Below are 13,767 nucleotides of genomic sequence, written 5' to 3'. Positions count from 1 at the left end.
AGCTCTTGTGAGCGGTTGCAATATGGGATCATCCGCTGTTCAGGTTTAAGGGTATTTTATACTGTAAATAACCCGTTGTGCTAGTAGTTCCATGCATGCCTGATCCTATTTATTGGTCTGTTGTTTTCCCTATTGAACATCTGCAGCATGGCAACTGCGGCCAGTTTGCTTGAGACCCTTGTCAGGAAGCCCTTGAAGCTCTTTGCCAGGTTGATCTTGATGGAGAACTGGGAGCATAACTGTGAAAACCTTGTCTCTATAAACTTACGGTTCTTTCTCCTCTCGGGCGAGAATGCGCTTTTGACCAGCTGGTTTTTCCTGGGTGGGGTGAGAAGTTCTATACCGTAGCTTGTGAACAGATCTGCCTGGAGCTCCCTGGATATATAGCCTCGATCGCCGATGATCTGCCTCTCCTCGCTACCGTCGTACTGCCTTTCCTTCAGGAACTTTATGTCGTGTACGTTTGCTGGGGTCACTGCCATGTCATGGAAGATGCCCTGCGTACTCATGAGCAGGTGGAGCTTGTATCCAATGTAGTAGCGGCGGTCAACCGCCGAGTAGCCCTTTCTCGGAGCCGTGCCCAGATCTTCCATACAGATCTTCATGCGGTGCTCCCTGGCGTTGTGCACGATGGGACAGGGCATCGAGTCCACCAGAAGGGCAGATCTGCCATCATCCATACGGTCGCCCAAGAGTCCCGCGGACTCCTTGAAGCGTGGCTCGAGCGAGCGCCTGCGCCGGTTGAACCTGGTGCGGTCGACCAGCATGGGAAAGTCCTCGCGAAAGTGCTTCTTTATCTCGGCAAACAATAGGTTCTCGCTGGGGATCGAGGCCGCCTCTCCGGTAATGGCGAGTGCCATGACCTCCAGGTCATTCATTTTCGTGTTGACCGGTCGCTTGATGAAGTTTCCGTCCACCGTGACGGTTTGGTAGAGATCAATGAGGTAGGAAAGGTGTTTTTTGTACATTGCAGGTAGATCGTGCATGGTATCAGAATTACAGATTAGGAACCATTAATATACTGAATATCAACAAAATGCACGGTCTTTTTTTAATCTGTTTTTTAATTTTAACTAGCACAACGGGTTGTAAATAATATATTCAAATGTTACTAAATTAATTTGAGTAGTAGCGGTGATTGCATATTGTGACTTGGGTGCTATCAAAAACTGTGACACCCTGATTAGCCCGAAGCGACACGCAGGCTCGCAAAACAAGAAATAGCGGTTACACCCACTAAAAAAGCCACGCGATAGCGTGACCTAAAAGGGGTGTGGGTGTAAGAGTAGCTATGGGTGCAAAAGGCGTGTAATGTGTGAAATAAAGCAAGCCGCCACTCTTGGATGGCGCACGTGGGATGTGGTGGCGGTCCCCACAAGGGCAGCTTACCTATGTTTATTGCTCTAACTATATGATAATGCTGTTTATATACCCTTGTGGGGATGCTTTATGAAACTAAATGAAACAACTGGCGCACTCCTTATTACCTGCCTTCCCCAATGTTAATGTCATCACTACAGTTCATTTTGAAGACTGAAATATGATTTGGATTTAAGCGCAAAGGCAAAGAGTACTGGCGATAGTTTTACCAGATTACTTATTAAATACTTTAGAAGGTTTCTTGAAACTATTGCCTGTACTGCGCGGAACCGTAGGCTCTTGCGATTGAAAGTAGTGTAGCTTGCGGAATGGATTGAAAGCGTAAGTGCCGAAGGTGGGGAATTAATTGCAAATATCTTCTAAAGCTACCCGCTTACTCTTTGCAATATCCATATCCAATAATTCTTTCACTAAAAGAAATACTGACGTTGAACTTTCTTCATCAGCAAAATTAGTGTGTGGTAATCGGTCAAAGATTGTTTTTGCTCTACACATTGCAATCTCTACTCTTCTTTTACCTGTATCTGGTTCAATACCCATCAACAGGTCAAAAAAATCTTTAGTCACTTTTTTATCTCCTTTACCATCATAGGTAGCACCTAAAGGATTAATATAGCCGTTTATTTTTGCATCATAATCTGTGCGAGGCATACTACCACCTTGATGAGCTTCAAAATGTAGAAGCAACCAATATTCAAAAGCCTGGTGAGAATACCCAACTTTGTAATTTAATCCTTGAGCTTTCCATACAGCATTGTTGAAGTTTTGTTTCCAAGTAACATCATCTGGTTTAGGATCAGCGTCAAACACAACCCATATCTCATCATATTTTTTGTGTGATGCTTTCTTGGTTGCCCAATCCACAAGGGATAAGTGGCTATAACCATCGCCAATAGGCTCTATATCTACAGATTTAACTTTGAATTGGCGGAAGTAAGACGGTTCTGTGTTTTTGCCTTCGCAAGCAATAAGAATTACTTTTCGAGGTATTAATGTTGCTCTCTTACGATTTAGTGATGGCTCTTTTCTTCTATTATCTTTTTTGGATGCTTTTAAACGTTCAAGATGTTCTTTTCTTTTCTCTCTTTGTTCAGCTCTTTTATCCTTCATTTTCATATTCCAGAAATTTTGAAGTGAATGAATTAAAAAACTCTAAATAAGGAATTGCCCCGTACTTACCGCGCAAATAATTTGATTCTAAAGCTTCATTTTTTCTAATTTTTTTAAAATCAGACAATGAATGAAGTTCTGAACTACCACAACTATCTTTTTCTACAAACCAAATTTGATCACGACGTAACAAACCGCTATCTAATAAATTTGTATTATGGGTATTGAAAATTAATTGAGCATTATGTGGATTTAAAGATTTTGAATTAAAAAGTGACACAATCTTTTCTACAAGATTTGGATGTAATTTAGAGTCTAATTCATCAACAAACAAAGTATTACCGTTTTCTAAAGTGTCAATAATAGGTCCCGTCAAAGCAAAAAACTTCTTTGTTCCTGACGATTCCATATCATCCATAGAAAAATGAGTGTGGCCTACTTTTTCTTCCTTATTATTATACTTCCATCTTTTAGTCAAAACATCTGAAACGAATACTTTTTCATTATCCAAAGATTCTTTTTTGATAAACTCTTTTAAAGATTTAGGTAGGTCTGTAGGTAAATTATTTGTATCCAATTTTTCGACTTCAATATCTTCAATATCGAGATCAGCAGCTTCTAATAATTTTAAAATCTTTTGCTTGTAATCTGCTTTATCCAAAAGAGACATCGTGTAGCCTTGAAAGCCTTTTTCATCAAGACCAGAAAGTGTACGTAGTTTGCTCAAACTGCTATATAAATATTCAGAAATCTCATCATTGAATTGCACCGCGCGAGAAAGAAAAAGTTGATTATCTCTTACAAAACCTTGTTTGGCAATTACTCCACCTTTTTTAAACTTTTTAGGATGCGTAGTAATGGATTGTTCGTCACGATAAAACAATTCAATTTCTTTTGTAGCTTTTTCATATAGCCATTCTGAAAGCACTTTTTCTTCTGTCAATTCAAAACCATATCTATATCTCAAACCATTATGTAAAAAAATTACTTCAAATTCGCTTGGTTCATTATTTGAAGTTTCATCAAGTAGAAACGGTTCTACAGGAATTTTATCGCCAGCTGTAAAATCAGTGGCAGAATCCCTAACATAGTGGCGTACAAAATTAAAAGCTTCAAAGAATTTACTCTTTCCGCTTGCGTTCGGACCATACATAACCGCACTTTTAAGTAAACGGAAAGAAAAATCTTCAAACGCCGCGACGTTATCGACTTCTCTTACTTTTTTGTCATAGTTAGAGGCTACTAAAGATAAGGTTGCCTTATCTCTGAACGACTTATAGTTTGTTACAGAAAACTGAATAAGCATAATAAGGGTGTTATTTGCGTCTTAAACGCAAATATACCGTTTATTATTATATACTGTTGATAAAAATGTGGAAAACTGCACGAGATAAGTTTTTAAATGAATTAGCGATTGACTTTGTATAAGTTTAGATTACAATATATTTTGATTCTCTACTGTTTAGATTAGAATTGAACAATAAAGGTTGTGAGTTTATACATACATACCTGGAAACATACTGCTTGGAATTAAATGTCTCAAAGGTAATTTTACCAATGCATCTTCATTAAAATCAAGAGATGTGAAATGTGTAATATCGCAAAATGGTCGATTAATTGTGGGTGTATCAATACTGATGTGAAACCCAAATGGGGTGTAACTAATTTCGCCAAACGTTCTCGCATAGCCTTCCATATTAGACCACGAAAGTGAGTTTCTCAATTTAATTGTACTCGTCATATACATCAATACTCGGATATTTAAGGGTAACTGATTACTTTCTTTGTCTAAAATAAACTCTCTTAATCCTGGTATTTTTATTAAGTATCCGCTGTTCTCAAGAGCTATAAACATTGTGAGTACCTGTTTAAGAACATTTAAAGGTCTAATTTCATATTCAGCGCAAATGAAGTTGTTTGCATATACTCGATGTGTTAATACGTAAGCACCTTGTTTTACAAATTCTATATAATCATTTGCGTACCAACTGCCAGTGTTGTTATTACAGGACTTGCATAAATGATAACCGCCAGCACCTTTATTACTTCGCTTACGACCACCGTAACGATAGCTTGACTTGTCCAAAAGATTTTCACTATCCTGAAAATAAACTGGTGATGAGTTAAATGCACCTTCTGGTGGTATATGCTCAAAGGTTAATTTGCCATACTTACCGCACAACTTACAATTGCCATACTTCTTCACTCAACAGGATGTTTACCAATTTTGTATAATAGCGATGCAATATTTTTTGATAGGCTTTGTAGAAAAGCTTTGTCTGTAAACTTCAAAACAAAACGTTGGGGTTTACTCAAATCTGTCTTTGCATTGGTTTTATGGTCAAGTTCAAACCCTTTTTGCTCAAATGCCTTGATTTCCTTAAAATCCCTATGTGTACTCATTAGTTCTCCATTGTGATGAACTAATATATTTCGAGTTTTACGCAAGCGTTGAACATAGCTCCATTCTGGATCTAAATCTCTAACAGCTATACCCATTGAGCGTGACATAAATAATTTTGCTTTATCCATATCACTACTACCTTTAAGATCACTCATTTTGTAGGCCGTGTTTTTTTGACGAGCATAGTTATCACATCCATATTTCAATTTATATTCAAGGAATGAGTAAAGTTGAATAACAATAGATTGCCTAAAAAATTGCTTGAAGTGGTTGTCAATCTGCCACATATCGTCTATTAAACTTGATGTTAAGTGCTCGTGATATTCTGGTGGGGCATCAATTTGACCTGCTTCTATATCCTTTTGCAATTGATGAAATTTATCTTTAAGCGACTTGCCTTGTAGCTCAAATTGACGTTCTTGTTCATCTATATAGTCGTCAATTTGCATCATTTCAAAACCTACCCATTGCGGTAGGAAATAATTCATTAGGTCATTTAATCTTCTTGATCTTGACATATTAGAGCATTAATGAGTTTTAAATCTATTGTAGTAAGATAGCTTTAGTTGAACCGCAACATATACTTCAAATAGATACAATTCTGTTGAACCTTTTATGGGAAGCATTGAGACTTGACATTCTTCTCTCAAAATCTTTTTAAATGGACCCGAAAATCTATCAAAATCTAATTCCTTTCTTGTGCCAGTATGCTCAATACCTTCTATTTCATTATGAAACTCTTTTCCCATTGTGTAACTCAATGAAGATGAGAAATGGTTTGATCCTTTCGTGTGTTGATGAATACGTTTAATTACACCACGAGAAATCCCTGTATAGAAAGGTTCATCGTCTAACCAGAATAGATAAATACCTTTGAAATCTTCGTCTTGCTCTAATTGAGGAATTAAGGATTTTAAGGAATTGCGAGAGGTTACTTTTCCAACGCCAGCTTTACCAAAGTTCTCATATATGCTTATCACTCTTGACTTATCTGTGAGCGTGGCGAGCATTGCAGGAAAGTTTTCCGTTATTTCCTTAAATTCCCGAGTTTCATCAGGTAAGAAATTTGATGGCCAGTGCTTTTTGAGCTTTATCGTTGGGTTTATTTTTGACATTGCGAATGCTAATCTTCAAAAGCTTGTGGAAAATTTCGAACTAAAAAATCAAGAGGATTAACACCTTCCCCTTTCTCCATCCCTAACGCTTCAGGCGAAACATCATCTGTGGGCCAAAGACTTTGTGCATTTAATAATTGGAACAATTTACTTTCTTTGATTTGTTTTGAAAACTTTTCCATTTTACCTTCTTCATTATTATAAGCGAATGCCAGGGAACTGGCTATTAAATCAGCACATTGTACACCCATCTCATCTTGAGAGTTCACTAACTCTACAGAAGAAATTTGATGAGGAAAACTCATAGTACGATTATCGTAACCTATTTCAATAGTCTTTTCAATCTTGGGGATTAATTCAAGCGTTTTTTCTATGTATCTATTGTAATGTTCAATCTGCTTTGACTGATCAAACCTTACGTCAATTGTATTACCGATTTGCTTCGCCCATTTATCACAGAGTACCAAAAAAGTTGAAAACGTAACATCTATAGAGAATTGATCAACTGTACTCAATACTTCATCAATATGATTTTTACTTTTTAAAACAGGTTCAAGAATTTCCTTTTCATCAATTTGATTATACAATTCTTTAGTTATAGTGTAAAAATTATTGATTGATAAAGTGTCCTTATTTCTAATCATCGCAACAAATGCTTCGAGAAATATGTTGAATAAATGTTTATTCCAATAGAAATTACCAAAGTAGAATATCCAATTTGTATAAGCTAAATGGCGACCGTGAAGGTATAAGTCATATCCATTATGATGAAATACGGTTTCAATAAGTAGATTAACAATTTGGCCACAAGTAGCAAACTCCTTGTTTGCATAGTATAAGATTATATGATCTTCTTTGATCCAAGGGCTGTTTAAAAAATTTAAAATCTTTCTTCTACCATTACCACTATTTTTTAATTGTTTAAAATGGATTTCGCCATCTATATTGAAAATCGATTTTATTTCATTTTGTGCAGTTGCATTATAATTGACAGAAGCTAAAACAAAAACTTTCTGATCTTTATTTAACATATCCTGCCCCGTATTACCTGCTTCATCAAAGTAAATCTTATTCATATTTAGAATTTTTCATTCACGTTTATTAGCTGTTTAAGTAGAAGGAACTCTTGACTATCCATTAAATGATTATCTACATCAAGTTTCTTTAACTTATTACTTGCCACTTCCATTTTGCGAAGCATCGGTTTTACGTAATTTAAATAGTGATTAAAATATGCACTTATATCATTTTCGTCTTTTGCCAACTTGTAGCCACTACGCCCGGCTGCTGTTACTACTAAAATGCCATCGTATCGCAAATCTCTTATCAAAGTTCTTATTTGTTCAACAGTAATGTTTTTATGAAGCCTTGATAAACTACCTTGAATTGAGTGTACATCGACTAATTGATTGGGGTTAATTCTGAAACAGAAATACAGAAACTTCAATAAATCAACTTTAGGGTCTAATTTAGAATTTTGATTGATATATAGTATTACATCATTAATTACAAACCGTGTAACCAATATAGAGGAACTGTTAGTGGACTTACTTGTAGTTGGTAGTTGGTAACGATATGGGAAATATTCTGGTGGCGTCATTTTACTTATTAGAACATCAACAATATCCGACGCTTCTTTAACGTAATGTGAATGTGCAAATACTCTTCCCAAAGAACCAGCCACTAAATCGGCTAACTGAACCAATACTTCATTTTTATCATCAACCATTTTGTAGTTGCTGAACAATGATTGGATACTTAAATTTTTATTCAAATATGAATACATTTCTTGCTTGTACTCTTCAGAAATGAGTTCGTCAACGTAGATCTCAAAATTCTGATAATCTGAAATGATGTTAGAAGCAAATATCTTTTGAAAGTACTTATAGAAAACTTCCTTTATTTGTAAACCCGCACTGTCAATTTTGGATTTATCTACGACAACAGTATATATCTTAAAGTCGAGATTATTGCTTAAATATTGAAGTGCTTTAAGGCGTTTATCAATTTTTTTTACCGCTCTTGATTTAGATCTTATTTTTTGGCCTTGAAAGAAATTCTTGGAAATATAATCTCTTACTTCATACGCTTTATTGAGATTACTCTCTGAAACTACAATTGCAGAATACACAAAATGTGAAACTTCGTTCCGTGCCTGTAAGTTCATAGAACTCGTACCGAATTCGTCGCCGTAGATATATACTTTTTCTTCCATCCTTAACTATTTTCAACAATTGCAATTTCATCTTCTGTGAGATCGTATAACTCGTACACTTTTTGGTCGATTTCCTTTTCGGTGGCCGCTATTTGGTTTTGAAGCGCAACAGCCTTTTTCTTGTTATCTTCAAAAAGTTCCATCCATTCAAATTCATCTTTTTTGGTAAGAGTAGTGATAGGATCAAGGTTTTCTTTTGCTCTTAATTTGTTGGTGGCTTTTATAGCCTTGTTGAGTTCCTTTATAAATTTAGTGAAATCAAGCTCATACCAATACTCAAGAGTTCTTGTGACCTTTAAAAGGCTATATTGACCAGAGAAATATGATTTGAAATATGATTTTAGTTTTGTCAGGATTGCATTATACTTGATTGTATCATTAACCAGTTTTGAGAAATCTATCGACTTATCAAATTTTATTGGAAAATCTAATATATATGTCCCTTTAAATTGGGCAAATGCTTTGTTTTCAGCACTTGTCATTGATTTGTGATAAAATCCAAATAAAGATGAATTAAGTTGTGCCAGTAACTGATCTAATTTATTTATATCGTCAGGAATTATTAAATAAGAGTTTTTCAATACCATCATATTATCTTCGTCCTTGGTAGCAATAATTGACGAGCCTGTACGACGCATAAGTATCTTTGGTTGTAAATACATATCAAGATTAGCATTACTTTTCATTTCACTTTGTATGAAGTTTACGTACGTGCCTGTATATTCTATGTCATACCTACTAACATCCCTACCCAAAAGTATTGGTAAATGATTTTCATCTTTTTTGTCTTCTGATAACCATAATTTATTATTTCGTGTTTCTAAACCACGATAGACAATCGCGTGATCTTTTAATTTTTCAAAATCATTATCCAATTTTTCTAATAGAGGATTTGAAGAGTATATAAATGGATTATAGCCATTGGTAAAACGATCTTTTTCGAAAACTGCAGAACCGTAAACATTCTCTTTAATATCAGTTGTAAGTTTTATTGTACTTGGAATAGTGTCACTATTTCTTATGTGAATTACCACTGTTTCAACAACTTCATCGAAAGCAGTATTTTTTAAGTAAACTATTTCTTGAATTAATGTGTTATAAACATCTTTCCGCATTTTGGAAAAATATTGACCGTCCATCCAACTATTAGGAATAATAAACCCTAAATAACCATCAGTTTTTAAAAGAGTACTTAAAGCTAAATCAGTAAATAGGGCATATGTGTTTGGGTTATATTCCGCATATTTATAATGCTTGTTTATATAATCTAATGTAGGCTGCCCGAAAATAGATTTTATATAAACCACGTAAGGCGGATTACCAATAATCACATCAAAACCACCATTTTCAAACACTTTCGCGAAAGCGGTTTCCCATTTAAAAGCTTTATCTCCAGCAACACTTTTACTATCAATCAAGCTATTACCGCATTTTATATTGCTACTCAAATCATTAAGCTTACGTCGTGGCTGTGCGGTACGTAACCATAAGGATAGCTTTGCTATTTCCACACTTTCTTCATTAAGATCCACACCGTAGATGTTGTTTTCCAGAATGGTGTTTTCAATATCAGGAAATTGCAAACCACCACCCAATACACGCACTTTAAGCTCGTCTATATATGTGTGTTCTTTTATAAGAAAATCAAGTGCCTGGTTTAAGAATGCCCCAGAACCACAGGCAGGATCACAAATTGTAATTTGCAGCAACCACTCACGATAGGTATCGAGAATACTAACCAATTTTTCAATGGTTGTTTTATTACGGTTTTTACGCCCTTTAAAGTATTGTTCTTCGTCAAAACTCAATTCTCGTTTCTTCTCATCACATAGCTTACCTATGGTATTTTCTACTATGTATTTGGTAACATATTTAGGCGTGTAGAATACACCATCCTTTTTACGCTTACTGGTCTGTTTGTCAAACTCGCCACCTTCAATCTCTGCATTAACGCTCTCAATCTCATTGAGTGAGTTTTCAAAAATATGGCCCAGTATATTTACATCTACTTGACTTTCAAAATCATAGTTAGATAATTTAAGCGTGTATTTATATAATAGGTCGTTATCTATTTCGAGTGCATCGAGTATGGCATCTGGTTTAAATAAACCACCGTTGTACGCGTAGATTTCAGCACGTTTCTCTGTTCCCTTTCGCCCTATGTCCAGAAAGTTGAAATACTGCTTAAAAAGACCATATAATGGACGTTCATCGCCAAAATCCCAATCATCTTTCCACTTGTTCAAAATCTGTAACGTAGAGTTGGAAGGCAATAACATTCTATCTTCTGCAAAGAAGATAAACAGAAAACGGTCTATGAGCTTTTGTGATTTTTGAAACAGCGTTAATTTGACATTTTTTTCAAGTCGTAGTATTTCATCTTGATTGTCGTTCTCGTTTACATTTGCGCTATTATTTGCGAGTTTTGACTTAACGGTTTTAGAGTTCTTTTTTACAAGGTCACGATACAGCTCCCGTTTAAAAATTGAATAATCTTTATAGAATGCTTTGGTAATTTCTTCTTCTTCTACAATGGATGCTTCCTTAATCTTTAGCGGTGTATTATTGAGTACCTTATCCAGATGTAAGCACAAATAGAGTAGGTTAAACCGCTGTCGCGAAAGCGTAAACAAATCAAATTCTTCAAACTCGGTAGCATCATTAATGTAAAAGCGTAGCTTCTCAAAGTTGGATGTTATCACATACACACAGCCTTTCTGGTTAGCTTTATAATCAAATGCCTGTCGCCTTATGCTCTCCAAGTCCTTTGTATTTGTTCCTTTTAACTCTATAACTCCTATTGCTGTACCGTCTTTAAGAATTGCGCCATCTGCTTTACGGGCGTTTTTTTCATTCTTAAATTCGGTGGTAAGGTTAGAATTAGGGTTTGGGAATAGTGTATAGCCCAGAATATTTACAAACAATTCGTTTAAGAAAGTTGCCTGATATTGTTCTTCCTTTGCACTTTTAATATTCTCCTGTATCGTCGTGTTCCAGAAGTATTTTTGATATTTTTTATATGCTTTATCTACCGCTGCTTCATTAAGCAAAGCGAGATGTGATTTAAGTACTGATGTTTGAAATAATGCCATTAATGCTGTGTATTGCCATTGTTACTCTATTATAAAAACCATAATTTTTCCTTGCCATAAGGCGGCATATCCTTGCCAAAATGAGGTGCTATTTCAGCCACCATTTCAGGATATTTAATTGTAACCGGGACATTTTGTTGTCGCAAGGATTTCCAATATAAACGGCTAAATTGATACACTTGCTCAATGAGTTTTCTGATCATTGCCGTGTCATTCATTGCCTTTTTATCTGGACTTGTAATGCGAAGCTTTACAGGAAAGGGATAACCTTCATAATGTGGATATTTCTCTACTCCTGGATAACGCGCATTATTGAAAAGAAGGTATTTATACTCTTTTTTTGCAATCTTGATGAATGTACCGCTTTTAGGCATTAACTTTCCTTGCCAATTTTCATCAAAAGCAATCAAATCTTCAGACTTGGTTTTATTGATATTAACGATGTATAAAGGACATTCCATTTTAAGCATATTCATCATCTTGAGAATAGGCTTTAGTTCCTTGTCGTTCATTTCTTTGTAAAAATGTATGACTACCTTATCAGGATTGTTTTCAACCTTTACAAATTTATCTATGGCATCACTTATAGCTCCTGCCAATTGTGCTGTGTCAGATTTTGCAGAATACTCAAACCCATTAAATTTTCCATTGTTTTGAAAACTAAAGGCACTGGCCACATATTGAACATCTTCTCTCACGTTTTTAAATGCACCTACACCTATTACCAATTCTCGTTTAGGTTGTACAGTAAGTTGCCAAGGTATGCCGTCGAGCTTTGCGAGTAGTGCTAATGAAATGTTAGTCAACTCGTACACAAAATTATCAATCTTACTTTCCAGCTTTTTATAGTCTATCACTTGTGAAATGATACGGCGTTGTAAGAGTTCTTTCTTCACTTGGTAATAGACTTCACGCTTTGCGAGATTGGGCTCGAATTTGCTAAATGGACTTAAATAAATTGCCGCATACGTAATCTCGGGATCAAGATCAAGGTTTTTAATACCATTTGATATTTCAGGCATTGGGTTATCTAAATCTTTGAAAACTATGCTAAAGCCCTTCTCTACGTGATAAAGAATACCTGTGAAGTCCAGCAAACCTTTAAACCAACTATGTTGTTTGTTGAGATAGCTTTCAAGCTTTACGGCTTCTTCCGCAAAGCTTTCGTGTAGAATGAAGAACAAATGAATGTTTTTATAAGGGGTAGATTTATATGGTTTGTACTTCTTAAAGTCAAATTTAGGCACTCGTCCAACACCATTTTTAAATTGTAGGTCGTTACACTCATCACTTACATATCCTACTGAACTGCTATCTACTGGAAGGAAATCTTCATTGTTGATGGGAACTTCTTTTTTGAAATCTTCTTTAAAGACATATTTACTACACAGGAAATCAATTTTTTCCTTGAACTCTAGGTATTTGTTCTCTGGCTTGAACACTTCTGCTTCAAAACCCAATTCACTATTTAACTCTGCATTTAATATGGCATAGGATTTTGTATAGTCGATATCATCTTCATCCCTTATATATTCATATTTGTGATATGTGGCGTTGTGAATTATTCCGCTGAAATTCTTGGCAGACACTTTTTTGACCAATTCCGAAACAGGTTCTTTAATTATCTTGCTCTTTCCATCATAAGCAATTATTAATTCTCCATAATCACTCAACTCTTTAAATTGAAATTTGAATGTGAACTTGTCATAGCGCGCAAACGTTGGATTAGAGTAATCTCGATCTCGTAGCCACAGTTGGTTATCCTTGACAAAATTTCTTTTAACCACCTTACCCTTTTTTCTAAAGAAACGCTTGATAGTGAAGTTATAGTAGTCCTTTAAAAAGTCAGAATTCTGGTCTTTTAGAACAATGTCAAGAGCTTTATAGTTATCATCTGGAAAGTAAAAAGAAGTGTAAATCGTGTCGGTTCCATCTGTGGTAATGCCTGGAAAAATCTCTTCAATATTTGAAGGGAATTTATTTGAATACAGTTTACGATTACGATCGTGTTTTTCTTTAGAAAAATACATTGTTATAGGCTCGATGGGAATATCAAATGTTAGTGCATTGTAGAATAAACTCTCTGTCATTGATTTAAGATTTTGTGCTTTTTCTTCGGCATATTTTAGAATTTTAAGACCATCCTGTTCATCGCCGATGGCGTTCACGATTTTATCTGCCATCCAAAGCATTAATAATTTACTTTCATCCTGTTCCAGTACTCTGGCAAAAGCAATAACCTGTTCTTTACGAGCTTCACGATTACCACGTTCAATTTTGCTTAAATAGGCAACATCCATTTCAACGGCAGCGGCCAGCTCTCGCAAGAGCATCTGTTTTTCTTCTCGGATTTTTCTAATTTGAATACCAAAATCCATAACTGGAATTATTTAGACTTGTCATATTTTGTCCAAAACTAATAAAAGGAAATAAAGAAACAACCAAAAACAA

General features: G+C 35.3%; 10 protein-coding genes. All 10 read right to left on the bottom strand.

Annotation, left to right across the window (positions count from 1 at the left end; all coding sequences use genetic code 11):
* Positions 1–80 precede the first annotated feature (80 nt).
* Positions 81–986 carry an IS982 family transposase gene (locus tag BST97_RS05415; protein ID WP_085765563.1) on the bottom strand — a complete coding sequence of 302 codons (906 nt, stop codon included), beginning with the start codon at positions 984–986 and terminating at the stop codon, positions 81–83.
* A 736-nt stretch (positions 987–1,722) separates the two neighbouring features.
* The gene (locus BST97_RS05410) at positions 1,723–2,496 is read right to left on the bottom strand and encodes an RloB family protein (RefSeq protein ID WP_085766273.1); all 774 of its coding nucleotides are present in this window, start codon (positions 2,494–2,496) and stop codon (positions 1,723–1,725) included.
* Positions 2,480–3,796, bottom strand: coding sequence for an AAA family ATPase (locus BST97_RS05405; protein ID WP_085766272.1), 1,317 nt, complete (start codon positions 3,794–3,796; stop codon positions 2,480–2,482). The genes BST97_RS05410 and BST97_RS05405 overlap by 17 nt, the downstream gene beginning before the upstream one ends.
* Before the next feature lie 189 nt (positions 3,797–3,985).
* Positions 3,986–4,696: a hypothetical protein gene (locus BST97_RS05400; protein ID WP_157111469.1), complete on the bottom strand. Its 711-nt coding sequence runs from the start codon at positions 4,694–4,696 to the stop codon at positions 3,986–3,988.
* On the bottom strand, positions 4,693–5,382 hold the full coding sequence (locus BST97_RS05395) for a hypothetical protein (RefSeq protein ID WP_157111467.1): 690 nt from the start codon (positions 5,380–5,382) through the stop codon (positions 4,693–4,695). The genes BST97_RS05400 and BST97_RS05395 overlap by 4 nt, the downstream gene beginning before the upstream one ends.
* A 39-nt stretch (positions 5,383–5,421) precedes the next feature.
* Complete coding sequence (locus BST97_RS05390; RefSeq protein ID WP_085766269.1) at positions 5,422–6,009, bottom strand: hypothetical protein; 588 nt, start codon at positions 6,007–6,009, stop codon at positions 5,422–5,424.
* 8 nt (positions 6,010–6,017) lie between these two features.
* Entirely contained in the window at positions 6,018–7,085 is a 1,068-nt protein-coding gene (locus BST97_RS05385) for a DUF3800 domain-containing protein (protein ID WP_085766268.1), read from the bottom strand.
* 2 nt (positions 7,086–7,087) lie between these two features.
* Positions 7,088–8,224 carry a DUF3800 domain-containing protein gene (locus tag BST97_RS05380; protein WP_085766267.1) on the bottom strand — a complete coding sequence of 379 codons (1,137 nt, stop codon included), beginning with the start codon at positions 8,222–8,224 and terminating at the stop codon, positions 7,088–7,090.
* Positions 8,225–8,226: 2 nt separating this feature from the next.
* Positions 8,227–11,316 carry an Eco57I restriction-modification methylase domain-containing protein gene (locus BST97_RS05375; protein WP_085766266.1) on the bottom strand — a complete coding sequence of 1,030 codons (3,090 nt, stop codon included), beginning with the start codon at positions 11,314–11,316 and terminating at the stop codon, positions 8,227–8,229.
* A 29-nt stretch (positions 11,317–11,345) separates the two neighbouring features.
* Positions 11,346–13,694: a Piwi domain-containing protein gene (locus tag BST97_RS15940; protein WP_169711531.1), complete on the bottom strand. Its 2,349-nt coding sequence runs from the start codon at positions 13,692–13,694 to the stop codon at positions 11,346–11,348.
* Positions 13,695–13,767: the final 73 nt, after the last annotated feature.

The organism is Nonlabens spongiae (assembly GCF_002117125.1).
In the GTDB taxonomy this organism is placed as follows: domain Bacteria; phylum Bacteroidota; class Bacteroidia; order Flavobacteriales; family Flavobacteriaceae; genus Nonlabens; species Nonlabens spongiae.
This window is presented reverse-complemented; position numbering and strand designations above follow the sequence as displayed.

What these genes read in the sequence shown, in the direction of transcription:
- BST97_RS05415 (WP_085765563.1), bottom strand. Translation starts at nt 986, where the DNA reads ATGCACGATCTACCTGCAATGTACAAAAAACACCTTTCCTACCTCATT.
- BST97_RS05410 (WP_085766273.1), bottom strand. Translation starts at nt 2,496, where the DNA reads ATGAAAATGAAGGATAAAAGAGCTGAACAAAGAGAGAAAAGAAAAGAA.
- BST97_RS05405 (WP_085766272.1), bottom strand. Translation starts at nt 3,796, where the DNA reads ATGCTTATTCAGTTTTCTGTAACAAACTATAAGTCGTTCAGAGATAAG.
- BST97_RS05395 (WP_157111467.1), bottom strand. Translation starts at nt 5,382, where the DNA reads ATGAATTATTTCCTACCGCAATGGGTAGGTTTTGAAATGATGCAAATT.
- BST97_RS05390 (WP_085766269.1), bottom strand. Translation starts at nt 6,009, where the DNA reads ATGTCAAAAATAAACCCAACGATAAAGCTCAAAAAGCACTGGCCATCA.
- BST97_RS05385 (WP_085766268.1), bottom strand. Translation starts at nt 7,085, where the DNA reads ATGAATAAGATTTACTTTGATGAAGCAGGTAATACGGGGCAGGATATG.
- BST97_RS05380 (WP_085766267.1), bottom strand. Translation starts at nt 8,224, where the DNA reads ATGGAAGAAAAAGTATATATCTACGGCGACGAATTCGGTACGAGTTCT.
- BST97_RS05375 (WP_085766266.1), bottom strand. Translation starts at nt 11,316, where the DNA reads ATGGCATTATTTCAAACATCAGTACTTAAATCACATCTCGCTTTGCTT.
- BST97_RS15940 (WP_169711531.1), bottom strand. Translation starts at nt 13,694, where the DNA reads ATGGATTTTGGTATTCAAATTAGAAAAATCCGAGAAGAAAAACAGATG.